29 protein-coding genes are annotated in these 25139 nt (G+C 68.7%); 16 read left to right on the forward strand and 13 right to left on the reverse strand.

What is annotated here, in order from left to right; genetic code table 11:
• Positions 1-409 (forward strand): fatty acid desaturase (locus Q8Q77_RS01675; protein WP_305580523.1); only part of this gene is annotated, 409 nt, incomplete at its 5' end.
• A 38-nt stretch (positions 410-447) separates the two neighbouring features.
• On the opposite strand, the gene Q8Q77_RS01680 is transcribed toward Q8Q77_RS01675, so the two are convergent.
• The gene (locus Q8Q77_RS01680) at positions 448-1230 is read right to left on the reverse strand and encodes an SDR family oxidoreductase (RefSeq protein ID WP_305580525.1); all 783 of its coding nucleotides are present in this window, start codon (positions 1228-1230) and stop codon (positions 448-450) included.
• A 230-nt stretch (positions 1231-1460) separates the two neighbouring features.
• On the opposite strand from Q8Q77_RS01680, the gene Q8Q77_RS01685 reads away from it, so the two are divergent.
• From Q8Q77_RS01685 to Q8Q77_RS01700, 4 genes are all read left to right on the forward strand, one after another.
• Positions 1461-2339: an alpha/beta fold hydrolase gene (locus tag Q8Q77_RS01685; protein WP_305580527.1), complete on the forward strand. Its 879-nt coding sequence runs from the start codon at positions 1461-1463 to the stop codon at positions 2337-2339.
• A gap of 197 nt (positions 2340-2536) precedes the next feature.
• Positions 2537-2995, forward strand: coding sequence for a MaoC family dehydratase (locus tag Q8Q77_RS01690; protein WP_305580529.1), 459 nt, complete (start codon positions 2537-2539; stop codon positions 2993-2995).
• A 32-nt stretch (positions 2996-3027) separates the two neighbouring features.
• The gene (locus tag Q8Q77_RS01695; RefSeq protein ID WP_305580531.1) at positions 3028-4014 is read left to right on the forward strand and encodes a nitronate monooxygenase family protein; all 987 of its coding nucleotides are present in this window, start codon (positions 3028-3030) and stop codon (positions 4012-4014) included.
• A gap of 168 nt (positions 4015-4182) precedes the next feature.
• Positions 4183-4773, forward strand: coding sequence for a TetR/AcrR family transcriptional regulator (locus Q8Q77_RS01700; RefSeq protein WP_305580533.1), 591 nt, complete (start codon positions 4183-4185; stop codon positions 4771-4773).
• Between the two features lie 12 nt (positions 4774-4785).
• Here the strand turns inward: Q8Q77_RS01700 and Q8Q77_RS01705 are convergent, their stop codons facing one another.
• From Q8Q77_RS01705 to Q8Q77_RS01715, 3 genes are all read right to left on the reverse strand, one after another.
• Positions 4786-5373: a MerR family transcriptional regulator gene (locus Q8Q77_RS01705; protein WP_305580535.1), complete on the reverse strand. Its 588-nt coding sequence runs from the start codon at positions 5371-5373 to the stop codon at positions 4786-4788.
• Between the two features lie 49 nt (positions 5374-5422).
• The gene (locus Q8Q77_RS01710; protein ID WP_305580537.1) at positions 5423-5743 is read right to left on the reverse strand and encodes a 2Fe-2S iron-sulfur cluster-binding protein; all 321 of its coding nucleotides are present in this window, start codon (positions 5741-5743) and stop codon (positions 5423-5425) included.
• Between the two features lie 62 nt (positions 5744-5805).
• Positions 5806-7059: a cytochrome P450 gene (locus Q8Q77_RS01715; protein WP_305580539.1), complete on the reverse strand. Its 1254-nt coding sequence runs from the start codon at positions 7057-7059 to the stop codon at positions 5806-5808.
• 81 nt (positions 7060-7140) lie between these two features.
• On the opposite strand from Q8Q77_RS01715, the gene Q8Q77_RS01720 reads away from it, so the two are divergent.
• The 3 genes from Q8Q77_RS01720 to Q8Q77_RS01730 all read left to right on the forward strand — a co-directional run bounded on the left by Q8Q77_RS01720 (position 7141) and on the right by Q8Q77_RS01730 (position 10432).
• Positions 7141-8172, forward strand: a complete 1032-nt coding sequence (locus Q8Q77_RS01720) for an AraC family transcriptional regulator (RefSeq protein WP_305580541.1) — start codon at positions 7141-7143, stop codon at positions 8170-8172.
• A 153-nt stretch (positions 8173-8325) separates the two neighbouring features.
• Positions 8326-9216, forward strand: coding sequence for an enoyl-CoA hydratase-related protein (locus Q8Q77_RS01725; protein WP_305580543.1), 891 nt, complete (start codon positions 8326-8328; stop codon positions 9214-9216).
• Between the two features lie 31 nt (positions 9217-9247).
• The gene (locus tag Q8Q77_RS01730; protein ID WP_305580544.1) at positions 9248-10432 is read left to right on the forward strand and encodes an acetyl-CoA C-acyltransferase; all 1185 of its coding nucleotides are present in this window, start codon (positions 9248-9250) and stop codon (positions 10430-10432) included.
• A 455-nt stretch (positions 10433-10887) separates the two neighbouring features.
• Here the strand turns inward: Q8Q77_RS01730 and Q8Q77_RS01735 are convergent, their stop codons facing one another.
• The 4 genes from Q8Q77_RS01735 to Q8Q77_RS01750 form a co-directional block, all read right to left on the reverse strand.
• The gene (locus tag Q8Q77_RS01735; protein ID WP_305580545.1) at positions 10888-11268 is read right to left on the reverse strand and encodes a Rap1a/Tai family immunity protein; all 381 of its coding nucleotides are present in this window, start codon (positions 11266-11268) and stop codon (positions 10888-10890) included.
• Positions 11265-12038, reverse strand: a complete 774-nt coding sequence (locus tag Q8Q77_RS01740) for a TIGR00730 family Rossman fold protein (RefSeq protein WP_305580546.1) — start codon at positions 12036-12038, stop codon at positions 11265-11267. Before Q8Q77_RS01740 ends, Q8Q77_RS01735 begins: the two co-directional genes overlap by 4 nt.
• A 9-nt stretch (positions 12039-12047) precedes the next feature.
• Complete coding sequence (locus Q8Q77_RS01745) at positions 12048-12881, reverse strand: universal stress protein (RefSeq protein WP_305580548.1); 834 nt, start codon at positions 12879-12881, stop codon at positions 12048-12050.
• 93 nt (positions 12882-12974) lie between these two features.
• On the reverse strand, positions 12975-14051 hold the full coding sequence (locus tag Q8Q77_RS01750; protein ID WP_305580550.1) for an NAD(P)-dependent alcohol dehydrogenase: 1077 nt from the start codon (positions 14049-14051) through the stop codon (positions 12975-12977).
• Between the two features lie 120 nt (positions 14052-14171).
• On the opposite strand from Q8Q77_RS01750, the gene Q8Q77_RS01755 reads away from it, so the two are divergent.
• Entirely contained in the window at positions 14172-14624 is a 453-nt protein-coding gene (locus tag Q8Q77_RS01755) for a c-type cytochrome (RefSeq protein ID WP_305580552.1), read from the forward strand.
• 57 nt (positions 14625-14681) lie between these two features.
• On the opposite strand, the gene Q8Q77_RS01760 is transcribed toward Q8Q77_RS01755, so the two are convergent.
• Positions 14682-15014, reverse strand: coding sequence for a hypothetical protein (locus tag Q8Q77_RS01760; protein ID WP_305580554.1), 333 nt, complete (start codon positions 15012-15014; stop codon positions 14682-14684).
• Positions 15015-15310: 296 nt separating this feature from the next.
• Between Q8Q77_RS01760 and Q8Q77_RS20680 the strand changes: the two genes are divergently transcribed.
• Positions 15311-15835, forward strand: a complete 525-nt coding sequence (locus Q8Q77_RS20680; protein ID WP_371130388.1) for a DUF2933 domain-containing protein — start codon at positions 15311-15313, stop codon at positions 15833-15835.
• A 284-nt stretch (positions 15836-16119) separates the two neighbouring features.
• On the opposite strand, the gene Q8Q77_RS01770 is transcribed toward Q8Q77_RS20680, so the two are convergent.
• The 4 genes from Q8Q77_RS01770 to Q8Q77_RS01785 are packed head-to-tail and all read right to left on the reverse strand — an operon-like array spanning position 16120 to position 19179.
• A complete protein-coding gene (locus Q8Q77_RS01770) occupies positions 16120-16674 on the reverse strand; it encodes a LysE family translocator (protein ID WP_305580556.1) in 555 nt (184 codons plus the stop codon).
• 49 nt (positions 16675-16723) lie between these two features.
• A complete protein-coding gene (locus tag Q8Q77_RS01775; RefSeq protein WP_305580558.1) occupies positions 16724-17029 on the reverse strand; it encodes a hypothetical protein in 306 nt (101 codons plus the stop codon).
• A gap of 27 nt (positions 17030-17056) precedes the next feature.
• Positions 17057-18685, reverse strand: coding sequence for an MBL fold metallo-hydrolase (locus Q8Q77_RS01780; protein ID WP_305580560.1), 1629 nt, complete (start codon positions 18683-18685; stop codon positions 17057-17059).
• A 44-nt stretch (positions 18686-18729) separates the two neighbouring features.
• Positions 18730-19179, reverse strand: coding sequence for a host attachment protein (locus Q8Q77_RS01785; RefSeq protein WP_305580562.1), 450 nt, complete (start codon positions 19177-19179; stop codon positions 18730-18732).
• A gap of 121 nt (positions 19180-19300) precedes the next feature.
• Between Q8Q77_RS01785 and Q8Q77_RS01790 the strand changes: the two genes are divergently transcribed.
• The 6 genes from Q8Q77_RS01790 to Q8Q77_RS01815 all read left to right on the forward strand — a co-directional run bounded on the left by Q8Q77_RS01790 (position 19301) and on the right by Q8Q77_RS01815 (position 25133).
• Positions 19301-19912 carry an NAD(P)H-dependent oxidoreductase gene (locus Q8Q77_RS01790; protein WP_305580564.1) on the forward strand — a complete coding sequence of 204 codons (612 nt, stop codon included), beginning with the start codon at positions 19301-19303 and terminating at the stop codon, positions 19910-19912.
• An 86-nt stretch (positions 19913-19998) separates the two neighbouring features.
• Positions 19999-20661 (forward strand): helix-turn-helix domain-containing protein, encoded by a 663-nt coding sequence (locus tag Q8Q77_RS01795; protein ID WP_305580566.1) that lies wholly within the window; start codon positions 19999-20001, stop codon positions 20659-20661.
• An 80-nt stretch (positions 20662-20741) separates the two neighbouring features.
• A complete protein-coding gene (locus Q8Q77_RS01800) occupies positions 20742-21392 on the forward strand; it encodes a BON domain-containing protein (protein WP_305580568.1) in 651 nt (216 codons plus the stop codon).
• Positions 21393-21442: 50 nt separating this feature from the next.
• Complete coding sequence (locus tag Q8Q77_RS01805) at positions 21443-22267, forward strand: universal stress protein (RefSeq protein ID WP_305580570.1); 825 nt, start codon at positions 21443-21445, stop codon at positions 22265-22267.
• Positions 22268-22290: 23 nt separating this feature from the next.
• The gene (locus Q8Q77_RS01810) at positions 22291-24987 is read left to right on the forward strand and encodes a bifunctional acetate--CoA ligase family protein/GNAT family N-acetyltransferase (protein WP_305580572.1); all 2697 of its coding nucleotides are present in this window, start codon (positions 22291-22293) and stop codon (positions 24985-24987) included.
• Complete coding sequence (locus Q8Q77_RS01815; RefSeq protein ID WP_305580574.1) at positions 24984-25133, forward strand: hypothetical protein; 150 nt, start codon at positions 24984-24986, stop codon at positions 25131-25133. The genes Q8Q77_RS01810 and Q8Q77_RS01815 overlap by 4 nt, the downstream gene beginning before the upstream one ends.
• Positions 25134-25139 lie beyond the last annotated feature (6 nt).

Below are 25139 nucleotides of genomic sequence, written 5' to 3' on the forward strand. Positions count from 1 at the left end.
GAACACCTCCTATGCCAAGGCCCTGGAGCGGCTCGGGACGGACGACGCCCGGCGCGCTGGCGCCACAGCCCTGATGTATGCGCTCGCCACCAACGCCCTGCTCTTCGGGTTCGCCTGGGCCGGCTACGCGCTGGAGGTGGCGGCGCTCGTATGGCTGCCCCGCATCATCGGCGGGGTCTACATCCGATTCTTCCTGAGCTGGGCGCCGCACCATCCGGCCACGGACCTGGGCCGCTACCGCGACACGCGCGGCTTCCGGAGCCGGCTCGGCAACATCCTGACGATGGGAATGCAGTACCACATCATCCACCACCTCTATCCGCGCATGCCGCTGATGCGGCATCCGGCGGCGTTCCGCGCGCTGCGGCCCATTCTCGTGGCGCGCGGCTGTCGGCTGGACGGGATCTAGCGGCCGATCAGGCCTTCACCGCCGCGACTTGAGCTCGATCACCACTTCTCCGTCCAAGGCCGCAGCACGACCTCGAACGTCCAGGTCGACCGATGTTGGCGATGGAGCTGCAGATAGGTCTCCGCGATGCGATCCGGGTCGGCCATGTTGTCATCGACCGTCGTGCCCGCCAGCCGGTGGGCGCGGCTGCCATCTTCCTGCGTCCAGCCAATCGCCGCGTCGATCGGCACGTTTGCGACGTGGATGCCCTGGGGCATCAGCTCCCGCGCCATGCTCTGGGCGAGCCCGGATTTAGCCTGGCACGCCATGGCGAAGGCCGCGCTGGTCGGGAAGCCTTTGAGCGCCGCGCTTGCGTTGGTGAAGACGATCGTGCCCTTCGCGCCGTTCGCGTTCACGGGATTGTCGCGCATCACGCTCGCGGCCTGCTGGCCGACCAAAAAGGCGCTGAAGGCCGCGTTTCGCAGGGTCTCCAGCGCCATGCCCGGGTCGGCTTCGGTGATTCCCTTGCGGAAGATTCCGGCGACGCGGCCATCTATGTTGTGCACGACCAGCGTCGGAGCCCCAAGGTCTCGAACAACGTCCTGGAACAGGAGCGCCACGGCGGCTGGGTCGGCGGCGTCGCACCCGTATCGGCGCACCCCATGAGACGCCTCCAAGGCCTCCAGCACAGGCTTGTCCGGATTCCTAGCCGCGATCGCGACACGCATGTGGTTCTGGGCAAACAGCCGGGCGCAGCTTGCGCTGATGCCGGGGCCGCCCCCAACGATAAGCGCGACGTCGCGTGACGAAGTCTGGCTGTCCGTGGCGACGGCTTCGGTCATGTTACGCGCTCCTTCGTTGTGGGTGATCAAGCAGGTCGCCCCGACAGGGTGGCCTCCCTCGCCTTGCGCCTCGCTCCAGCCTGGGCGACGCCCTTCGCCTACTGATCGGAGCCGATGACAAGCGCCCGTCGTCCAGAGACTTTGCGCTTGATCTCATATCCAAAACAGCATGACGGTTAGCATTCAGACAATCAAGTCCGACCTAATCTAGGCCAACCCCGGAGCGCCATGTGACCCTCAAGCAACACACCGTCCGCGCCAATGGCCTGGACTTTCCGGTCCTTGAGGCGGGCGATGGACCCTTGGTTCTTTGCCTGCATGGTTTTCCCGACCATGCCCGCAGTTGGACGGATCTGATCGAGCGCCTGGCGAAGGAGGGGTATCGTGCAGTGGCGCCGGCGATGCGCGGCTACTGGCCAGACGGCAGGGCTCCAGACGGCTGCTACCAGTCGTGGGCCACGGGCGGCGACGCCGTCGCCTTGATTGAGGCGTTGGGCTCAGAGACTGCAGTCGTGATCGGCCATGACTGGGGCGCTGCGGCCGCCTACGCCGCCGCCAACCTGGCCCCGGAGCGGATCAACAAGCTCATCACCATGGCGGTGCCTTACGGACCTCAGATCCGGGCAGCGTTCATGCTCGACGGCGATCAGCAGCGACGCAGCTGGTACATGTTCTTCTTTCAGACGCCGATGGCCGTCATGGCGGCCGGCGCGAACGACTTCGCCTTCATCGATCGTCTCTGGGCGGAATGGTCACCGGGCTACGTTTTGCCGGACGCTGATCGCGTCGCACTCAAGGCCATGTTCGCCCACCCGGGCGTCCTGGAAGAGACGCTGGGGTACTATCGGCAGCTCTTCGGCGGCCCTGAGGTGAAGCCAGAGTGGGCGGAGACAGCGGCCAAGCTTGGCGGCCCGATCTCCATGCCGGCCCTGTACCTGCATGGCCGCAACGACGGCTGCATGGGCGTCGGATTGCTCGACGGAATGGAGGACCAGTTTCCTGCGGGACTTCGCAAGGTCGTAATGGAGGATGCGGGTCACTTCCTGCAACTGGAGCAGCCCCAGCGCGTCGCCGAAGAGATCATCGGCTTCCTCAAGATCGGGATTTAGCAGGGCCAGCTCGAAGGGGGCTAACCGACCAACCGGCCGGCACGCGATTGACTTTCAGCATGTCGATTGACATGCTGATTAGCAGCCAGTGCTCAGGCGCGTGGTCGGGCGAAGCCTCCGAGGTCGCAAGGCGCCGGCCGGGCCTTCTCGTCTCGGCCCGATCGCGTCCCGTTTTCCCGTCGCAAAGGACGTTACCCATGTCTGAAATCACCCTTGACGCCTACAAGGCGATGATCGGCCAGGAGGTGGGCGTCTCGCGCTGGTTCGAAGTCGGCCAGGACCGCATCGACAAGTTCGCCGACGTCACCGAGGATCATCAATTCATCCATGTGGATCCCGAGCGCGCCAAGGCGACCCCGTTCGGCGGCACGGTCGCCCACGGTTTCCTGACCTTGTCGCTCCTGGCGCCGATGATGTTCGACGGTCAGCCCCGACTCGCGGGTACCTTGATGGCGGTGAACTATGGCTTCGACCGCGTGCGGATGATGTCGCCGGTGCGGGCTGGGAGCCGCGTCCGCGGCCGCTTCGTGCTCAACGAAGTGGTGGATCGCGGGCCGGGCGAGATCTTGATCAAGAGCCAGGTTACGGTCGAGATTGAGGGAGCCGAAAAGCCGGCGCTCGTCGCCGAGTCGCTTGGCCTCACACGTTTCGCCTGACCCCCGTCCCAACACCGAACGGCAGGAATCACATGAAGACCCGCATCACCGAGCTCCTCGGCATCGAACGGCCGATCATCCAGGGCGGCATGCACTATGTCGGCTTCGCGGAGCTGGCCGCGGCGGTCGCGAACGCCGGTGGGCTAGGCCTGATCACCTCGCTCACCCAGCCCTCGCCGCAGCATCTGGCCGCCGAGATCCGTAAATGCCGGGGCCTGACGGACAAGCCGTTCGGCGTGAATCTCACCTTCCTCCCCTCCGTGACGCCGCCGGACTATCCCGGCTACATCCAGGCGATCATCGACGGGGGCGTGAAGATCGTCGAGACGGCCGGGAACAACCCGCAGAAGTGGATGCCTGTCCTGAAGGACAACGGGATCAAGGTGATCCACAAATGCACCTCCGTACGCCACGCGCTGAAGGCCGAGGCGATCGGCGTGGACGCCCTCAGCATCGACGGCTTCGAATGCGGCGGTCACCCGGGCGAGGACGACGTGCCCAACTTCATCCTGCTGCCGCGGGCGGCCGACGAGCTGAAGATCCCGTTCGTGGCCTCCGGCGGCATGGCTGACGGCCGCTCGCTGGTGGCGGCGATAGCGATGGGCGCCGAGGGCATGAACATGGGCACACGCTTCATCGCCACCCAGGAAGCGCCGGTGCATGAGAACGTGAAGCAGGCCCTGGTGGCGGCCAGCGAGCTCGATACTCGCCTGATCATGCGCCCGCTGCGCAACACCGAGCGCGTGCTCGTCAACGCAGGCGTCGACCGGCTTCTAGAGAAGGAACGGACCCTGGGCCCGGCGATCACCTTCGCCGACATCGCGCCGGAGGTGGCCGGGGTCTACCCGCGGATCATGCTCGGCGGCGAGATGGACGCCGGCGGCTGGAGCTGCGGCATGGTCGCCGGCCTGATCCACGACGTTCCGACGGTCAAGGAGCTGCTCGACCGCATCATGGATGAGGCCGAGAGCCTGATCCGCCAACGCCTCGCGCGCACTCTGGAACCCGTGCCGGCCTGAGTCCGGTCAAGCTGGCGCGCCCGAGACGGCCCAGGGCGTGGCGCATCCGCGTCTCGCGCTCGGGATCGACGGATTGTCCTGAGGCTATTCTGCATGTTATGCCTCATGCATGTGCATTCGCATGATGACCGTCATGCAGGTCGTCAAGCATGAGTTGGAGTTGATCGGGTGGGCCATTCACGGGCGGAAAAGGCCGAGAGCCGCGAGCGTATCCTCGACGTCGCGGCGCGACAGATTCGGCAAGGCGGGCTTGATAGCCTGAGCATCGCCGAGATCATGAAGGCGGCGAACCTGACTCATGGCGGCTTCTACGGCCATTTCCCGTCCCGCACGGCGCTGATCGCCGCGGCCCTCGAGCGGGCGATGGACCGCGGCGAGGCCTCCTTCGTGGCCGCCAGGACCCCCAACGCGCCCGGAACGGTCAAGTCGATCGTGAACAGATATCTGAGCCCGGCGCATCGCGACGACACCCGCGACGGCTGCGCGATCGCGGCCCTGTCGGGCGATGTCGGGCGCGCCGAGGACGACGAAGTCCGCACGCAGATGGCGCGTCGCCTTGAGCAGAGTTTCGAGGACATGGCCAAGGCGATGGGCGGCGACCCGAAGGCGGAGGCCGCCGCGGTCACGGCGTGGTGCGCCATGGTCGGCGCCATGAGCCTATCGCGGGTGTTCCGCGGCACGGGTCGTTCCGATGAGATTCTACGCACGGTCCGGCAATCCATCCTCGACCTGGATGCGGCTGTCCGCGACGGCGAGTGATCCCGGCGCCGCTCAGTCGCGGACGACGTCGTTTTCCAAGTCGCAGATGAGTTGGGCGGCAGGCGGGACCTCGGCGTCGTGCGACGGGCCGCCGCGCCGCTGAACGAGATCGGCCTGCGGCGCGCGTCCCTGTCCCCACCACTCCGGGCCGCGCGCCAAGAGCCGCTCGCCGCTAGCCGCGGGCCCGGCCTCAGGGCGTCTCGGAACTCGGGCTTCGTCCTGATCAGATAGCCGTGCGATCGCGGACTGAAGCACCGTGATCCCCTTCTCGGCCGCCTCACGGCGCGCCTCGAGGAGCCGGAGCTGCCGCCGGAAAATCGACAGCGCGTCCGCATGCAGGGCGGCCCTGCCCTCACGCTCATGGAGATCGAGGAGGTGTCCAACCTCGGCCAGGGGCATGCCCACCGCACGGCCCTGCAGGATGAGGGTGAGCCGAGCCCGGTCCTTCCTGGAATACAGCCTTGTCGTGCCCTGACGATCCGGCGTCAGCAGGCCCAACTCTTCATAGTAGCGCAGCGTGCGGGCGGAGACTCCGAACTCCCGGCATAGATGGCCTATGCGATAGGTCCTGGACGGCGCGTCGAGCGGCTCGACAGACATTCACGTTCCCCTGTCTTCGATCTGGCCCACCCCGGCCGGCCCTCGGCGGTCAATGCTGTGCTGCCGGCAGGTGGACGACGAGGCCGTCGAGGTCCGCGTGGACCTTGATCTGGCAGGCCAGACGGGACGTTTCGAGCACCCCCTCGGCGAACTCCAGCATGGACGCTTCCATCTCGTTGCGGTCGCCCAGGCGCGCGATCCAGTCGGGATGCACGTAGACGTGGCAGGTGGCGCAGGCGCAAGCGCCGCCGCAGTCGCCGTCGATGCCGGAGATGCCGTGGGCGACCGCGCCTTGCATCAGGCTGACCCCGGGCTGGAGGATGATGCGGTGCTCTTGCCCGCTGTGTTCGACATAGGTGATGACGGGCATGTCGGCTTCTCATACGCGTCGCGGCCGAGGCCGGCGCTAGGCTTGGGCGTGGCGGCGCGGCGTCAGACCGGAATGCGGACCGGAAGGTTGAGGTAGCCCTTCACGAAGGAGGCCGGGGTGCGCTCCGGCTCGCCGACAACCTCGATGACGGGGAACCGCTTGAGGATCTCTTCCCAGATGATCTTCAGCTGGAGTTCCGCCAGCCGGTTGCCGACGCAGCGGTGGATGCCGTAGCCGAACGACATGTGCTGGCGCGGCCGCTCGCGGTCGATGATGAAGGCGTTCGGGTTGTCGATCACCTCGTCGTCGCGGTTGCCCGAGACGTACCACATGACGACCTTGTCCCCCTTCTTGATCAGCTTGCCACCGAACTCGATGTCCTCCAGCGCCGTGCGGCGCATGTGGGCGAGCGGCGTCTGCCAGCGGATCGCCTCGGAGACCATCGAGGGGATGAGCGCGGGGTTGTCCCGCAGTTTCTGGTACTGGTCGGGGTTCTTGCTCAGGGCGTACAGCGAGCCCGAGATGCTGTTGCGAGTGGTGTCGTTGCCGCCCACGATCAGGAGGATGAGGTTTCCGAGGTATTCCTCGGGGCTCATGTTCCGGGTGGCCTCGTTGTGGGCCAGCAAGGAGACGAGGTCGCCGGTCGGCGGGGCGTTGACGCGCTCGTTCCAGAGTTCGGTGAACGCCCCCAGGCACTCCATGAGAACGGCGAGCTTCTCCTCGTCGTTCTTCAGCGGCATGTCGGGCCCCGGCTCCATGGTGGCCATGTCCGACCAATAGGTCAGCTTGCGGCGCTGCTCGAAGGGGAAGTCGAACAGGGTGGCCAGCATCTGGGTGGTCAGCTCGATGGACACACGATCGACCCAGTCGAAAGTCTCGCCCCTCGGCAGCTCATCGAGAATTTTGGCGGCCCGCTCGCGGATGATCGGCTCCATCCGCTGCAGGTTGAAGGGCGACACGGCCGGACTGACGACCTTGCGCTGCGCGTCGTGCTTGGGCGGGTCCATGGCGATGAACATCGGCAGGCGCAGCGGCGTGGCCGGATCGACGATGACGATCCCGCCGAGCGCGGCTTCCGACGAGAACACCTGGTGATTGGTGTCGACCGCCATGATGTCGTTGTACTTGGTGATCGACCAATAGGGACCGTACTGGCTCTCGCGACAGTAGTGCACCGGATCCTCGCGCCGCAGCCGCTCGAAGTAGGGCCAGTGGCTATCGGTGCGCCACAGCTCCGGCTGACTGACGTCGATCTCCGCCAGAGGAGTGGATCGGACGCGATCAGTCGCGGTCTGGGCAACGGCTCCGTCGGCCATGGTCTTCACTCCCTGCCGCCCGCCTTCAGGCGGGTCTGATGCGTGAGGTTAGGTGGCCGGCTCATGATGGGGGATGGCGCCTTGCGCCTACTTCATGGCATTTTGCGCCAGATGGCCGAGGCCCTAGAACAACTGCCGATGTCCCTGGGCTATTTCCGGCTGGTCCTGCGATGCTTCGGCGACACCCCAGAGCGTCAGGCCGCCATCCTGGCCGGCACCGGCGTGACCGACGAGATGCTGCGCGATCCGTCCGCCGACATCAGCCTCTTCCAGCAGGTCCGACAAATCGAGAACGTCACCGGCCTGTTCGGGGACGGCTGGGCGCTGCGCGCCCCCGAGATGTGGAACGCCTCGTCGCATGGCCCCCTAGGGGTCGCCGGCATCGCCGCGCCCGACATGGCCACGATGATGGATGTGATCACTCAGTTCGGCTTTGTCCGCGCGCCCTTCTACAGGACGTCGCTGCGGCGCGGCGCGGACTGGAGCCAGGTGGACTACGAGCTGACCGTCGATCTCGACGAGCGCCTTTGGCGACCGATGATGGAAATCTCCTTCATGGGAATCCGGGCCGGGATCGCCTCGATGCTGGCCGCGCCGCCTGCGGAGGCGCGTTTCTCCTTCGCCTGCGCCGAGCCGGAGCACGCGCCACAGGTCCGCGCCATCCTCGGCGACCACGTGGCCTACGGCGCGCAGCGCAACGCGATCCGTTTTCCCACGGCGTGGCTTGCCCTGCAGTCCCCCTTCGCCGACGCCACCCTGTACGCCGTCGCGCTCCACGAGCTGCAGGCCGCCAGGGCGCGGCTCACCGCGCCCGTCGGCTTGCGGGGCCGGGTCGAGCGGCTGCTGAAGTCACTGCCCGCCGGCCGCCTCACCGCGGACGAGGTTGCCCGCCTGACCGGCGTATCGCGACGAACCTTGGTCCGGCGGCTCTCGGAGGCCGGCGCCGGTTACCGCGAGCTCGTGGACGCCGAACTGCGAGGCCGCGCCGAGCGGCTGCTGCGCGACGGCGACCTGTCCCACGCGCAGATCGCCGAGCAGCTAGGCTACACCGATCCGTCCAGCTTCAGCCGGGCCTGCCGCCGGTGGTTCCGCGGCCCGATTGCGCCCAGCTGATCGCGTGGGCCCGCCCTGGCCATCCGGCCCATTGCATCTGGATGATGATTTACATGCAGATTGACCGGGTTCCGTTTTAGGACCTATATGCCTTGAGCTCGAGTTGAGGTCCGGCGTGGCCTTGAAACGAAACACGCCAGGCAGGAGCGCGCGATGAGCCGCCGTCAGCTGGACACCGGCACCGACGAACTCCTTGGCGAAGTGCGCGACGGGGTCGCCATCTTCACGCTGAACCGTCCCCAGGCGCGCAACGCCCTGTCCGACCGGCTGACGCCGGCGCTGCGGGCCGGCATCGCCGCCTGCGACGGCGACCCGGAGGTCGGCGCCTTCCTGATCACCGGCGCCGGCGGCGCGTTCTGCGCCGGAGGCGATGTGAAGGACATGGGGGCCTCGCCGCCTCGCACCAACGTGTCCCTCGAGGCCCGGACGGCCGAGCTGATCCGACGCCAGCGGATGCTGACCGGGGCGCTGGTCCGGAGCCGGAAGCCGAGTATCGCCGCCCTCCCCGGTCCGGCCGCGGGCGCCGGCCTTTCGCTGGCGCTCGCCTGCGATCTCCGGCTAGCCGCCGCCAGCGCGTTCGTTCGCACCGCCTATATCCGCATCGGCTTGCCTGGCGACTATGGCGTCAACTGGTTGCTGACGCGGGCGGTGGGGCCCGGCCGGGCCCGCGAGCTCATGCTGCTGTCCGAGGATCTGGACGCTGAACGCTGCCGGCAGCTGGGCCTGGTAAACCGCGTCCTTCCCGACGACGAGCTGTTCGTCGCGGCGTTCGACCTCGCCGCGCGCCTGGCCGCCGGACCCCGCCACACGATCGGCCTCATCAAGGACAACCTCGACGACGCCATGCGGCTCGACTTCCTGCCAGCCCTCGACGCCGAGGCGGCGCGCATGGTGCGGCACAGCGGGTCGGCGGAGACCCGTGAGGCGATCCGCGCCTATGTCGAGCGGCGGCCAGCGGACTTTGCCGCCGTGGCCCGCGAGGTGCGCGGCGGGCCCCGATCCGAGGGGCGGCTAGGCACCCTGCTGAACCATCTATCCACATGAGCCTGTCGGCCGTCGAGCAAGGAAAATCCCCATGAGCACCCGTGACATTGTTCTGTGCCACCCCGTCCGCACCGCGATCGGGGGCTTCAACGGGTCCCTGAAGGCCCTGCCTGCCACCGAGCTCGGCGCGATCGTCGTGCGCGAGACGCTGCGCCGCGCCGGCCTCCACGTTGATGAAATCGGTACGGTGGTGATGGGTAACGTCATCCAGGCCGGCAACGGCATGAACCCGGCGCGGCAGGCCGCCATTGGCGGCGGCCTGCCGGTCTCGGTCCCGGCCATGACCGTCAACCGCGTCTGCGGATCCGGGGCGCAAGCGATCCTGACGGTCGCGCAGGAGATCGCCAACGGCGACGCGGACGCGGCCGTCGCTGGCGGCATGGAGAACATGGACCGGGCGCCCTACCTGATGGACGGCGGTCGGTGGGGCTACCGCATGGGACCCGCCCAGATCCTCGACAGCCTGCTGACGGACGGTCTCAACGACGCCTTTTCCGGCCAGCATTCCGGGTGGCACACCGAAGACCTGGTCGCCCAGATGCAGATCACGCGCGCCGACCAGGATGCCTTCGCCGCCCGCTCCCAGCAGCGGTTCGCCGCCGCCCAGGCGGCGGGCCGCTTCGCCTCGGAGCTCGTCGCCATCGAGGTGAAGGGCAAGAAGGGAACGGAGAGCTTCGCGGTCGACGAGGCGCCGCGCCCGGACACCACGGTGGAGACCCTCGCCCGACTGAAGCCGGCCTTCCGCGCCGACGGCACGATCACCGCGGGGAACGCGCCGGGGCTGAACAGCGCCGCAGCGGCGATGATCGTCGCCGGCCGCGCCTTCGCCGAGGCGAAAGGTCTCCAACCCATGGCCAGGCTGGCGGGCTACGGCGTCGCCGCCGTCGAGCCGGGGATGTTCGGGCTGGGCCCGGTCCCGGCCGTGCGCAGGGCGCTGGATCGCGCCGGCTGGGCGCTCTCCGACATCGAGCGGATCGAGATCAACGAAGCCTTCGCCGCGGTGCCCATCGCCGTCGCCCGCGAGCTCGGCTTGCCAGAAGACATCGTCAACGTCGAAGGCGGGGCCGTCGCCCATGGCCACCCCATCGGGGCGACCGGGGCGGTCCTGGTGACGCGGCTGCTCCACGCGATGAAGCGAGATGGGATCTCGAAGGGCGTCGTCACCCTCTGCATCGGCGGGGGCCAGGGTATCGCCCTCGCGCTCGAGGCCCTCTGAGCGGCGCAGATCGACGGGCCGACGCCGCGCGGGCCAGCCACCATAGCGCATGCGGCGCGGTTCGGCTCACGCGGTTCCGGGGATCAGGTTCCGGCTAGGTGCAAGACCACAACCGCGGGCTCGACCAGCACGACACTGCCCCGGATCCAGCGCCGGGTCCGGGCGCTCCCGAGGTTGAGGGACCGCGGGCCCTGACATGGCAGGCCAAATCGGACCTTAGGACCGGCATCGGGTAAAGGCTCAAACTGACGGCGTAAGCAGCCTGGGTTTGGGTGCCTCTGGCGCAATCGAGCGTACCGGATCATCGAAAAAACAACGAAAGAATACGCGAACATCAGTGCACCGAAATTGCACGCGACACGCTATAACAATTTGATTTTATTATCTAATATGTACGCTCCATCGTCGGGCCACCAGACCGCAGCCTTGACACCGTCGCGGGTGCAGTGGGGCGTCTACCGATCATTCAGCTCGGCGACGGCGCATGGATAGCGCGCGGTAAGCGCCGCGGCGACCAAGGTTGCCGCCGCCGCACTTCGGGCCTTGGGGTGACGGTCGAGAAAGTCCATCGCCGCGCCCCGCAGATCCTCGGCGATTACGGTCCGCAGCGGACAGAAGCTCTTGAGCTGTGGCGGTGTTTCGGCCTCCGCCGCCAGGATCTGGTCCGCCGACCCGACGATGTAACCGAGACAAAGGGCCGACCGCAGATCCGCCATATCGTCCGCCGGATGTGGCCGACAGTGTTCGTGGAGTTGCTGGCCGTCGAGGAAGCCGCGCAGGTCGGCGACCGGCGCGGTGGCGACGATGGCGGTGGCGAGCACGACCAGCCAGTTCACTCCGCCACGCGCCGGCCCGGCCGCACGCCCTCCGCCAGCAAGCGCGCCCAGATATCCTCGGCGGTCTCGGCGAAATGGAAGAGTTCGAGGTCCTGCGCGCCGATCATGCCGTGGGCCAGCAGGCCCTCGAAGTTGATCACCGAGGTCCAGTAGGCGCGGTCGACAAGGACCACGGGGATGGGCGGGCTCTTTCCCGTCTGCCGCAGAGTCAGGATTTCGAAGAGCTCGTCGAGCGTCCCGAAGCCGCCCGGAAACACCACGAGGGCGTTGGCCCGCATCGCCAGGTGCATCTTGCGCATGGCGAAATAGTGGAAACGGAACGTCAGGGCCGGCGTGCTGTAGGGGTTGGGGGCCTGCTCTCTGGGCAGGGTGATGTTGAAGCCGATCGAGGGCGCGCCGGCGTCGTCCGCGCCGCGATTGGCCGCCTCCATGGCGCCCGGGCCGCCGCCGGTTGCGATGACGTTGTCTCGCTGCCCGCCCTCGGGCTGGAGCGCCCCGCCCCGCTCCGACGCCAGCTTGCCGAACAGGCGCGCCTGTTGGTACCAGCGGCGTTGGTCGGCGCTTCCCGCCTCGCCGAGGCGCGCGCTGCCGAAGACCACGATCGTCGACCTCACGCCCCAGGCGCGGAGGGCTTGGTCGGCCTTGGCGAACTCCAGCAGGAACCGGACGCCGCGCATGGAATCCCCCAACAGGAAGGGCTGGTCGAGGGCGGCCAGTTCATAGGAAGGCGACGTCATCTGCGCCGCGTTGCCCGATGATTCCGCGCGCATCGAAGCCTCCTAGTGCGAGACCAGGAGGGCGGTCGGCGGATCGTCCATGAAATCGCGGCTGACGCCGCCGAGGATCCGCTCGGCCAGCCGCGTGCGGCCGTAGAGCCCCATGACCAGCAGGTCGGCCTTCCAATCCTCGACCTGGCCGCGCAGCGTGTCGCTGACCGAGGCCTCCTCCGACGTCTCCACGAAGACCTCAACCTTGCAGCCGCGCCGTTCGAAGCGTTGATGCAGGATCGAGACGTCCGCCCGGTCGAACCGCGGCGACACCATGGCCACAGCCACATGGTCGGCGCCCGAGATCATCGGCCAGGCGTCACGCACGGCGCGGGCGGCCTCACGGCTTCCGTTCCAGGCGACCAGGACGCGGCGCCCAACGCTCGCCGGCTCCGGCGCGTCGGGCAGGACTAGCACCGGGCCTCCGCATCCGAACGCCAGCTCCGTGGGCGAGACATGGAATTCGCCTTGCGCAGGTGTCCGCCCCGGCGCGACCACGACTAGGTCCGCACCCCGAGCGCAATCGATGAAGCGTCGGGCCAAGTCCTGCTTGAGCCTGACCCAGTCGCAATCGACCTGGACGGCCTGGGTGGCGGCGCCAAGCCAGGCGCGAGCCTGTTGCTCCGCCCGGTTGACCGCCGCCTCGTGCGCCTCGAGCGCTGAGGTCAGCAGCGCCGGCGGGATCCACGCCCCTCCCGTCGCGGTGACCGGCATGGCGAAGGCCGGCTCGAGAAAGACCCCCGATAGATGGGCGCCGATGCTCTTGGCCAGGCGTACGACCTGGTTGCAGCGGCCTTGGGCCGCCGGATCGGCGTCCACCTCAACCAGAATGTCGCGATAGGTCATTGAACCATCTCCGTGCAGCGCGAGGATGGGAGCGTTCCGGCAGGACAGCCTTGATCGTGCTCAAGCGCGTCAGCGGCCCCGCACCCGGTGGGGTCACGGCGTGATCGCCACCTTCAGCACGCCGTCACGCTGGTGGCCGAAGAGCTCGTAGGCCGCTTCGATCTCGTCGAGCTTGAAACGGTGGGTCACGAGGGGCGAGAGGTCGATGCGGCCGGACCGCACCACCTCGATCAGGCGGCGCATGCGCTCCTTGCCGCCCGGGCAGAGCGTCGTGACCAGGGCGTGGTCGCCCAGGCCGGCGGCGAACGGCCCCAGCGGGATCGTCAGGTCACCGGAATAGACGCCGAGGCTGGAAAGGGTCCCGCCGGGTCGCAGCACGCGCAACGCCGCCTCGAAGGTGGCCTGGGTCCCCAGGGCCTCGATGGCGACATCGACGCCGCGCCCATCGGTCAGCCGCAGGATCTCCGCCACGGGATCGACGCGGCTGGCGTCGACCACGTGATCGGCGCCCATGCGGCGGGCCATGGCCAGGCGGTCCGGTAGGCGGTCTACGCCGATGATCATGGTCGCGCCGCAGAGCTTTGCACCGGCTGTGGCGCAAAGGCCGATCGGGCCCTGGGCGAAGATTGCGACACTGTCGCCGATGCGAATCTTGCCGCTCTCGGCGCCGCCGAAGCCCGTGGACATGATGTCGGGACACATCAGCACCTGTTCGTCGGTCAGATCGTCAGGCACAGGGGCAAGGTTGACCATGGCGTCGGGAACTAGGACGTACTCAGCTTGGCACCCGTCGATGGTGTTGCCGAAGCGCCAGCCGCCCATGGGCTTCCAGCCGTGCGCTGTCCCCGCCCCGTCCTGGGCCCACCGACCGCACTGGCAGGCGTTGCTGTGGCCGCTGGGGGTGATGGCCCCGGCGATTACCCGCTGGCCCTCGCTATAACCTTGGACGAGGCTTCCCAATTTCTCGATCACCCCCACCGGCTCGTGCCCGACGGTGAGGCCCCGGGCCACCGGGTATTCGCCCTTCAGGATGTGGACGTCGGTGCCGCAGATCGTTGTCGTGGTGATGCGGACCAAGGCGTCCAGCGGACCCACGTCGGGGAGCGGCTTGTCGTCGAGCACGATGCGTCCCGGCTCGACGAAGACGGCGGCTTTCATCATGGCGGCCATGGGACCCTCCGGAATTGCGATCACCATCGGACCTCCGAGCCGGGGCCAGCGCCTTGATCGGCGTCAAGGCCGCTCCTCGGTCAGAACGCCAAGCTGCGCCTGCGTTTCGAGGAGCCTTGCATGGTCAAGCCCGCCCATGCCTGGGCCTTCACAGGGGCGGTCGTCCTGGCGGCGGCGGCGACGACGCTGGGTCTGGCTTCGCGGCCGCCGCCCATCAGCCACACCTCGCTCCACCTGTCGCCGCGCACAGTCGAGATGCCCGGTTTCGGCCGCGATCAGCTGCTTGGCCCTTCAGAGATTGAGGACCTGACCGAGTTTGTCCTGGCGCTCTCCATGCGATCGACGGACAACGCCGCGGTGTTGCGCGCCCTCCCCCTCTACGAACGAAACTGCGCCGCGTGCCATGGCCTGGCCGGCGAAGGCGAGGCGATGACAGGCGTCCCAGACCTGACCGACGGCGTGTGGATCAACGGCGGTGCGCGCGAGGAGATCCGGACCCAGATCTGGCATGGCGCGGACGGTCGGGGTCCGCCGCGGCAAGTCCGTTCGAGCCCGGCGCCGCGCCTGCGCTAAGCCTCGCCGGCGACCGCGGCCCGGCGAAGCCCGGGCCGCCCATGGTGGTCGAAGCGCCTACTTCGGGGCCGGCGCCGCGTCTTTCGACATCATCGTCTCGCACTGCTTGTGGAGCTTCTCCATCTCCTCGGGCGACAGCTTCTTGCCCTGCGGCCAGGTCGGAGCGCCGGTCTTGTCGCGACCGTGATCGTGCGGCTGCTTCGCCGCCATCTTGGAGGCCATCACGGCCTTGCAATTTTCGTGCGTGGCTTCGGCTGCGCCGGCCGGCGTCGAGGCCACCGGCGGCGTTCCCGCGGTCGTGGGATGATGACCCGCATGGTCCTGTTGGGCGAGGGTCGGCCCGGCGGCGAACGCCGCGAAGCTGGCGACAGATATGAGTAGGGCGCGCATTGCAGATCTCCTGTGTGCAAGGTGGCCCAATGTGGCGCGTTCCGCGCTTTGAGCCTTGCGATGCGTCAAGTCGTTCCAAGCGAGCCATCGGAAGGACTCCGAACACCGACCAGACAGCCGGAGTTTTGGCCGCGCCGGCATCGACGGCGCCAGGAACCGTCGCAGGTCTCGAGGACCGGGCCGGCGCCTGTCCCATCTGCCGCAAGGCTCTTGATGTCCGTCAAAGCCGGCGGCGCGCGGGGCGATAGGGTATCGTCAGGCTGGCCCCTTCGCCAGCCGTCGCCGAGGGTCATACGATGACCGCCACACCTTCGCCTATCCGTTCCCCGAGGCCGCTGGGCGTCATCCGCTGCGCCGCGTCGGCCGCGCTGAGTGTGACTGTCCTGTTCGCCCTCTGCTGGGTCGGGGCCGTCGCCGTCGAGAGCCAGTCACATATGTTCATTGCGCTGTTCACGACCCAGCCCGTCGCCTCGACGGCTGCGCTGGTTGAAGGCCTTTGCTGGTCGCTCGTGTTCGGCGCGCTCGCCGGCGCGCTCATCGCTGCGTTCTACAACCTGCTGCCGTTTCGATCGGCGCTGATCGCGAACGACATAGGCCGAGCGACCCTCGGTCCATCGCCTGGGGAGAGGTCGGAAATGACCAAGTACGACTGGAAGCGTCCCGCCCTTATCGCCGCCGGTTCGGCCGCGCTCATCCTGATGTTCTATCTGCTCCGCGAGCATCGCGGGCACGCCGTGGGGTACCTGCCTTACCTGATCCTGGCGGTGTGTCCTTTTCTCCACCTGCTCCACGGCGGACATGGCAGAGGAGGAGATTCCTAGTGTCCGTGAACCAAACCGCGCCGCTGGCGATTCGAGGTCCGGCCCGTCCCGGCCGGACGGTCCGCTCGAAACTCCGTCGCCTGCGCGTGCGGATCTGCCGCAAGATGCGCCCAGTCTTCGAGGTCGCGGCGTTCTTCGGCGCCGCCTTTTCGGCGATCCTTGAGCTATTCTCAGGACGCCTACCGAGCTTCTCCACAGCCGAAGTTTCTTGCCCCCCGGACCCTGAGCCGCCCGCGACGGTCGACGGGCCGGTCGCCGCCCGCCCGGTTCACGGCTAGCGCCGATCAGGCGCCGGCGAACACCGCCCTCATCAGCTTCTCATAGGCGCCGCCCTTGGGCGGGGCCAGGGCGGCCGAACCGGCCAGGGCGACGATGCCGAGGTGGACGACCAGGCTCACGCCCAGATGGATAGCGCCGAGGACCAGGACCTGGGGCGTCGTTCCACCGGCGGCCGGCGTCGTGAAGCTTGGCAACAGGGCGAGGTAGAAGACCGCGGCCTTGGGATTGAGCACATTGGCCAGGAACCCCTGGGCCGCGAACCCGCCGTAGGACCGCCGCTCGTCGGCTGGGGTCGGCGCGATGTCCGGCGAGCCGCGCCAGGCGCCCAGCGCAAGCCACAGCAGGTAGCCGACGCCGGCAAGGCGAACGGCCTGGAACAGCCACGGCGCCCGCGCGGCGATCCCAGCCAGGCCGACGACGGTCGCGAGCAGGTAGAGCGCGAGGCCCAGGGTCACCCCGACCACGGTGGCCAGGCCGGCGGCGCGACCGTGCCGCGCCGCCACCAGGCCGAGATAAGCCATGTTCGGCCCAGGCGGCAGCTCGACAAGGCCGACCGCCACCAGGAACGGGACGATGCGGCCGGACTCGAAGAGCGCGTCCAGGACGGCCTCAGTCGGACGGCTGGGCGCGCCAGAAGGCCAGCCCGATCAGGGCGATGGCCGCGACGGCAATGGCGACGGCGGTCGCCGGATGCTGTCTGGCCTGGGCCACGGCTCGGTCGGTCAGGTCGCGGGACTGCTCGCGGGCCTCCACCGTGAAATCCCGGGCCGCGCGTTGGAGCTTGGTGGAAACGCGGGTGAAGTCGTCCCGCGCCTCCTCGCTGATGGCTTCGCCGGCCTTCTTCAGTTCGTGACCGATGTCGTCGAGGGCGTCATCGAGGTCGTTGGCGATCCTCTTGGCGACGGATTTGCTCATGGTGCGGCTCCTTGTTGCTGTACGCCTTCAGGAGACCGGGGCCGGCGCGTCGGCGCCTTGATCGCTGTCAACAGGGATCTCCAGGGCCGCGCGCAGGTTGCGGATCAGGGCGCTGCGGGCCTCGTCCGACCTCGCGAGCTCGATGCGCCCATCGAGGTCGAGCAGGAAGGCGGCCCGCAGGTTGTGCCAATCCGGGCGCGAGACGGCGGCGGCCGCGAGCCGCGGCTTGCCTTGGGCGTCGACCGTGGCCTGGCCCTTGAGGAGGACGTAGCGCTCGTCGAGCGATGGGATCGCCAGCCGGTCCTCGGCGAAGCCCGCTGCAGCCAGCCGGCTCCTGAGGCCCTCAAGCGCCGGAGGTTCGCCGTGCGCGAGGAACACGCTGCCGCCCACCGGCGCCCGAGCCTTCGCCCAGGTGACGAGAGCGTCGGCGTCGGCATGGCCGGAATAGACATCCAGGGATCGGATCCGCGCCAGCACGCGAACGTCCTCGCCCTGGATGCGCACCCTTTCGGCGCCCTCCTCAAGAATCCGACCCAGCGTGCCGACGGCCTGATAGCCGGGCAGAAGTACGGTGGCTTGGCGCTGCCACAGGAGGCGTTTCAGGTGCTTTCGGACCCGACCGGCGTCGCACATGCCGCTGGCCGCCAGGATGATGTGCCAGCCCTTCAGGCGGTCGAGACGGTCGCTCTCCCAGGGCTCGCGCATGAACTTCAGCCGATCGTTGGCGTAGAGCCCCTGGAACGGATTGACGCCCGTCGCCCGGTTCCACCCGCGCCGGCGGAATACCTCGGTGGCTTCGATAGCGAGCGGGGAGTCCAAGAAGATGTCGGCCTCCGGCGCCTGACCGTCGGCCATGATCGCCAGGATGTCGGCCAGCAGCTCCTGCGAGCGTTCCACGGCGAAGGCCGGGATCAGCAGCGGCCCGCCCGCGGCGTGGGCGGCGTTGAGTTCTTGCGCCAGCATTTTGCGGCGCGTGGTCGGGTCGACGAGCAGGCGAGGCCGATCACCGTAGGTCGATTCCAGCACCAGGTGGTCGACCCCGGCCGGCCCTTCAGGGTCGGGGGAATAGTCCCGGCCGCCGGGCCCGATGTCGCCGGAGAACAGGATGGTGACGGGCCCCTCCTCGGTCTCGACGCATACCTGGATGGAGGCCGCGCCGAGGATGTGGCCCGCTTCCCAATAGGTCGCGGTTACGCCGGGAGCGACGGCGGCTCTCTCGCCCAGCTTCACCCGCTCGAAGAGTTCGGTGGTCTGTACGGCGTCGCGCACGGTGTAGATCGGCTCGACCTGGTCCCGGCCGCGCCGCTGATTGCGGCGGTTGAGCTGGCGGACCTCGCTTTCCTGGATGCTGCCGGCGTCGGGCAACATCACACCGCACAGGTCGCGGGTCGCCGCCGTCGCGAAGATCGGCCCCTCGAAACCCGCCTTCATCAGCTTGGGCAGCAAACCCGAGTGATCGATATGGGCGTGGGTCAGCAGCACGGCGTCGATCTTTGACGCCTCGAAGGGAAACGGCTCGTAGTTGAGCGCCTTGAGGGTCTTCGACCCCTGGAACATGCCGCAATCGACGAGCACGGTGGCGCGCCCGGTCTCGAGCCGGGCACAGAACCCGGTCACGCATCCGGCGGCGCCGTGAAATGTGAGCTTCAGGGGCATGGTGGGGTTTCCGTGTTGAGCGCGGCGGTGGCCATCGGTCCGCATCAGTGGGCGATCCGCGCCGCCTGCAGGGCTTCGCGCAGCACTTCCTCGGCCAGGCTTGACCTGTCGCGCGGCGCGTCGACCTCGATGCGGCGCGCGGTCTTGGGATCGAGCTCGGCGCGCAGAACCCCCAGCACGCGGGCCGGCGCCAGCAGCACAAGGCGCTCAAACAGTCCGGCCGAGGCCGCGGCGTCCAGGGCGTGGGCGACGCGCGTGAGGAAACGGCGCTCCTGGATTTGAGTCAGCGGCTTGTCCCCGCTGCCCTGCCGGCCGAAGCCCGCGCGGTCGTGCACCGTGGCCCGATGGGCGTGCGCCGTCGGGCGGTCCTGATTGTCGGCCTCGATGCTGTATTGCGGCAAGGGATGCAGCGGGCCGCCGCGCACGCGTTCCTCGAACACCCGCGCCTGGCGCCCGTCGGCGGTGACGACCCAGGTCGTGACGTCTTCCATCATGGGAACCTCCATCCTTGAGGCGACGATGGAGACCCGCCATCGGGCACGCTGTGACGACGATCAAACCCAGGCGCGAGAGTCTGGGTTCCTATCGGCGCGCCGTCGGCTGCAGGAGACCCCCATGAGGCACGCGCTCATCATCGCCCACCCCAATCCGAAGAGCTTCACCCACAGCGTCGCGCGCGCCTACAGCACCGCCATCGCCGCCCAGGGCCATGAGGTGGTCGAGCGCGACCTCTACGCCATGGGCTTCGACCCGTGCCTGAAGCGCGAGGAAGTCCCAACCGGAGAGGGCTACCAAACCAGCCCCGACGCGGCGGCTGAACGCGCCCGGCTCGCCGCTGTCGATGTCTTCGCCTTCTTCTATCCGTGGTGGTTCAACGCCCCGCCGGCGATCCTGAAGGGCTATGTGGACCGGATCTTCTGCACCGGCTTCGGCTATCGACCCGGTTTTGGCGGGACCGAACCCATGCTCACCGGCCGCAAGCTGATCAGCTTCAGTTCCTCCGGCGCACCGGACAGCTGGGTGCGCCAGACTGGAGCCCTGAGCAGCCTGATCGCCGTCTTCGATTGCCACCTGGCCGCGGTCTGCGGCCTGCAGCTTGTCGACCACGTCCACCTCGGTGGCGTGGTCCCAGACATCACCCAAGAGTCGGTCGAAGACATGCTGGCCGAGGTGCGCGCCGCCGCCGCCCGGGCGTTTCCACCAGTCGGCGTCCCTGCCTCCGTATGACTACCTAGGGGGCGCTGCTTAGGGGGCGTTCCCGAATTTCGAGCCGACCGCCATGGGCCTAGCCATAGGTCAACAGGAGGCTCGACATGTCCTATATCCAATCCTTCGACGACACCCGCGCCGCACTCGGCCCCGCCGAGGTCGGTCCCGACGATCTGATGTCACGCATCGGCGTGCGGATGACCTTCGCCAAGGACGAGGAGATCTACGGCCAGGGCGAGAACGCCGACCTGATCTACCGCGTGATCAGCGGGACCGTGCGCACCTCGCGCTTCATGGCCGACGGACGCCGGCCGATCGGCGACTTCTACTATGCGGGCGACCTGTTCGGCCTGGAGACCGGCGACGAGCACGCCATGGGCGCCGAGGCGCTCAGCGACTGCACGATCCTGGTGGCCAACCGGCAGGCCCTGCGCGCCGCGGGCGGAGAGGACGAACTCAAGCGTCTGGTCTGGGAAGCGACCGTTCGTGACCTGGACAGCGCCCGCCAGCACCTGACCCTGCTGGTCCGCAAGACCGCCTGCGAGCGGGTCGCGAGCTTCCTGCTGGGCCTGGCCAATCGCCGCCGGGGGGGCCACGTGGAACTCGCCATGGGGCGGCAGGACACGGCCGACTACCTGGGCCTGACCATCGAGACCGTCTCGCGGATGATCACCCAGCTCCAGGCCGCCAAGGTCGTGGAATTCAAGGGCAGCCGGCTGTTCCGGATCTGCGACGCCGAGGCCCTGCAGGAGATGGCCGCGGGTTGACCGCCGTCAAGGCCGCCCTTGGCGGGGCGGATGAGCATGGACTGTCCGCAGGCTGCGGGCCGACTAAAAGGGCCAAGACCATGGAAGACCGCAAGCTCAAGGAACGCGTCGAGCGCGAGCTCGAGTGGGATCCGGCCATCGACGCCAGCCGGGTGGGTGTGACCGTCAAGGACGGCATCGTCACCCTGAGCGGACATGTCCCGAACTATGTGCAGCGCATCGTCGCCGAGCGGGCGGTGAAGCGCGTCAAGGGCTTCCGCGGCCTGGCCCAGGACCTCGAGGTTCGTCCTCCCGATGGGATGGGCGCGCCCGACGACGAAGTCGCGGCCAGCGCACTCCGGAGCCTCGATTGGAACGTCTCGGTGCCCAAGAATGCGGTCCAGGTCCGCGTCGATGACGGCCACATCATCCTTGCCGGCGAGGTGGACTACGACTACCAGCGCAAGGCCGCCGAGGAATGCCTGCTGGGCCTGCGCGGCGTCGTACGGCTGACCAACCACGTAACCGTCAGGCCCCGGGGAATGGCGCCGGACCTGAAGCATCGGATCGAAGAGGCGCTGGACCGGCAGGCCCACCTGGACGCCGGCAGGATCGTGGTCCTGGTCCAGGACGGCAAGGTCCGGCTGGAGGGCAGCGTCCGCGCCCCCTATCAACGCGACATCGCCAAGGCCGCCGTATGGGCCGCCCCCGGTGTCACCGCCGTCGACGACCACATCAAGATCGGCGCCTGAGGCGCGACCCACGCCGCCTGCGCACCGGCCAGCCTTCCAGGGAGGCATTCGTGACCATTGCGAGCGTTCTCGTCCATGCCGAACCCGACGCCGCGGCCTCGCCGCGCCTGGCCTGCGCGGCCGCTGTCGCTGAAAGCTTCGACGCCCTGCTGATGGGCGTCGGCGCCGAACTGCTGCAATCGACCGCCGTCGCCGACCCGTTCGGCATGCTCGCCATGGAATGGCAGGGCGTGATGCGCCAGCAGCTGGAAGACAACCTGAAGACCGCCGAACAGGCCTTTCGCCAGCACGCCAGAGATCTGCGAACCGATTGGCGCACGCTCTATCAGCCTCCAACGGAGGCCCTGTGCCATATCGCGCGGGGCGCGGACCTGATCGTGGCGGGCGGCGCGCCCCTGACGGGCGCCGACTATTGGCGCCAGGCCGATACGGCCGAACTCGCCATCCGTGCCGGCCGCCCGGTCCTCGTGGCGCCTCCGACTCAACGAACATTCCACGGGGACCGCATCCTCGTGGCGTGGAAAGACACCCGCGAAGCACGGCGCGCGCTCGCCGACGCCATGCCGTTCCTGAAGCGCGCCGAGGCGGTTGTGGTCATGGAGGTCTGCGCGGAGGACCGAGTTGAGGCCGCCGAATTCCACACCTCCGAGGTGGTCGCCCACCTCAAGCGTCATGGCGTGGAGGCCAGCGCCAGGGTCGAGGTCGAAGCCGATGAACGCGCCTGCGCCGAGATCAATATCCAGGCCCGGTCGATGGCAGCCGACTTGATCGTGGCCGGTTGCTACGGCCACAGCCGGATGCGCGAATGGGTGATGGGCGGCGTGAGCCAAGGTCTGATCCACGCCCCGGAGCGGTTCGTGCTCCTGAGCCACTAGCCCATTCCCGTGCCGGCGACCCCATGACCACGCGAAACCTCGACGCCCTTTTTCATCCCGGGGTCATCGCCCTGATCGGAGCCAGCAATTCGCCGGCCTCGGTGGGCCAGGTGCTGTCGCGAAACCTGCTGGAAAGCGGCTTCGCCGGGCCCGTGCTGCCGGTCGCCCTGAACGCAACCGCGATCCGATCCGCCGTCGCCTATCGGTCCGTCGCCGACCTGCCGCTGACACCCGACCTGGCGGTCATCGCCACCCCGGCGCCCACGGTTCCGGGCCTGATCGCCGAGCTGGGCGCACGAGGGTGCCGAGCCGCCGTGGTGATCAGCGCAGGGGTCGACGCAGGCCTTCGTCAGGCGATGCTCGACGCCGCCAGACCGCATCTGATGCGCATCGTAGGGCCCAACTGCCTCGGCTTCATCTCGCCGAGGGTCGGAATCAATGCGAGCTTCGCCCACCTGACCCCGGCGGCCGGCGGGCTGGCCTTGGTCTCGCAGTCCGGCGCGGTCGCCGCCGCGGCCCTCGACTGGGCCCATGGCCGCGGCATCGGCTTCTCCCATGTCCTGAGCATCGGCGACGCCGCCGATGTCGATGTCGGCGATCTCCTCGACTATCTGGCGCTCGATCCCGAGACCAAGGCGATCCTGCTCTACGTCGAGAGCCTGGCCGATGCGCGGAAGTTCATGACAGCAGGGCGCATCGCCGCGCGCGCCAAGCCGGTGGTGGTCGTGAAGGCCGGCCGCAGCGCCTCGGGCGCCAAGGCCGCGTTTTCCCATACCGGCGCGCTGGCGGGGTCCGACATGGTCTATGACGCGGCCTTCCGGCGAGCGGGGATGCTTCGGGTTGACGACCTGCGTGAACTCTTCGACGCGGTCGCGGCATTGGGCGCGGGCTTGAAGGTGACCGGGGACCGGCTGGCGATCCTGACCAATGGCGGCGGCGCGGGCGTCATGGCCGCCGACGCCCTCGAGGCCCGCGGCGGCCGGCTGGCCGAGCTGTCGGCCGCCACCCTCGAACGGTTGAACGCCGCCGCGCCGGCCAACTGGTCGCACGCCAATCCGGTGGACATCCTGGGAGACGCTCGAGCGCCCGCCTACGGCCGCGCCCTCGAGGCCTTGTTGGCTGAACCCGCCGCCGACGCCATCCTGGTCATGAACTGCCCCACCGCCGTGAGCGACAGCACCGAGGCCGCCGACGTCGTGATCGAGACCCTGCGCGCCGACCGTTCGCATCGACCGGTGCTCAGCGCCTGGCTTGGTCAGACCGCCGTGGCGGAAGGTCGCCGGCGCCTCTCTGCGGCCGGCGTGCCGGCCCACGAGACCCCCGACGAAGCCGTGCGAACCTTCATGCAGTTGGTGGAGCATCGCAAGAACCAGCAGGCCCTGCTGCGCACCCCCGCCGCGCCGGCTGGGCCCGCGTGCGATCACGCCACAGCCTGCGCGGTCATCGACCAGGCCGCCGCCGAGGGTCGCACCGCGCTCACCGACCCCGAAGCCCGGGCGATCCTGCAGGCCTACGGCGTGCCGGTCCTGCAGAGCCTGCAAGCCGATGACCCTGCCGCCGCCGCCGCCGCCGCGGCGACCTTCGCTGGACCCGTGGCCCTAAAGATCCTGTCGCCCGACATCAGCCACAAGTCCGACGTTGGCGGCGTCACCCTCGGCCTGCAAGGCGCCGCCGCGACCGAGGCCGAGGCCCGGGGCATGCTGGCGCGCGTAGCAACGGCCCGACCGGACGCGCGCATCCAGGGCTTCGTCGTGGAGCCGATGGTGCGCCGCCCGCAGGCGCTCGAGCTGCTCGCCGGCGTGGCCCAGGACGCCACCTTCGGGCCGGTAATCGTCTTCGGGGCGGGCGGGGTGGCGGTGGAGGTGGTCGCCGACCGTATAATCGGCCTGCCGCCCCTCGACGAGGTGTTGGCCAAGGACATGATCGCGCGCACGCGGATTTCACGCCTTCTCGCGGGCTATCGTGATCGCCCGCCGGCGAACATAGGCGCCATCGCCGACGTGCTGGCGCGGCTGTCGCGGCTGGTGGTCGAGCTACCGGAGATCGCCGAGCTCGACATCAACCCCCTGCTCGCCGACGCCGAGGGCGTGCTCGCCCTCGACGCGCGCATGGCGCTGCGGCCGATCGGCGCCCAACCGGTGCGGACCGCGATCCTTCCCTACCCCGACTACCTCCGCCGTGAACTGACCGTTGGCGTCGAGGCCCTCATCGTGAGACCGGTGCGACCCCAGGACGGACCGGGCCTGGCGCAGATGGTGGAGAAGAGCGCGCCCGAGGACGTCCGGCTGCGCTTCCGCTCCGGTCTCCGCACCCTGCCGCAGGGCTGGCCCGAACGGCTCTCGCAGATCGACTATGACCGGGAGATGGCGCTGGTGGCCGAGGCGCCCGACGGCTCGATCCTCGGCGTCGCGCGCCTGGTGGGCGATCCCGAAGGCGACACAGCGGAATTCGCGCTCATGGTGCGCAGCGACCATCATGACCGCGGCCTGGGTCGCTTGCTGCTCGCCGCCCTGCTGGAGCATGCGCAGTCGCGAGGTCTTCGGGAGGTCTGGGGCGACGTCGCCCGCGATAACGCCCGCATGCTGACCATGGCCGCAGCGTTTGGCTTCGAACGCCACGCCGCCGAGGGCGACTTCAGCCGCGTTCGCTTGGTCAAGACACTGGGCGCGGGGGCGCCGGCGCCGGCGCCCCGTTCTCTGCCCCTGGCGGCGCGACCGTGACTGGTGAGCTCAGCGAGGCGGCGCTCGGGGCGCCAGTGCTCCGGTTCTATGGGAAGGTGCGCGCCGACGCGCGCCTGGGGCTGTTCTTCCGTCCCGAGTCCGAGGATCCGGACGCCAAGCGTCAGACCGCCAAGTGCGGCGGCTGAAAGGCC

It is taken from the genome of Phenylobacterium sp. (assembly GCF_030698145.1).
Classification (GTDB): Bacteria; Pseudomonadota; Alphaproteobacteria; order Caulobacterales; family Caulobacteraceae; genus Phenylobacterium.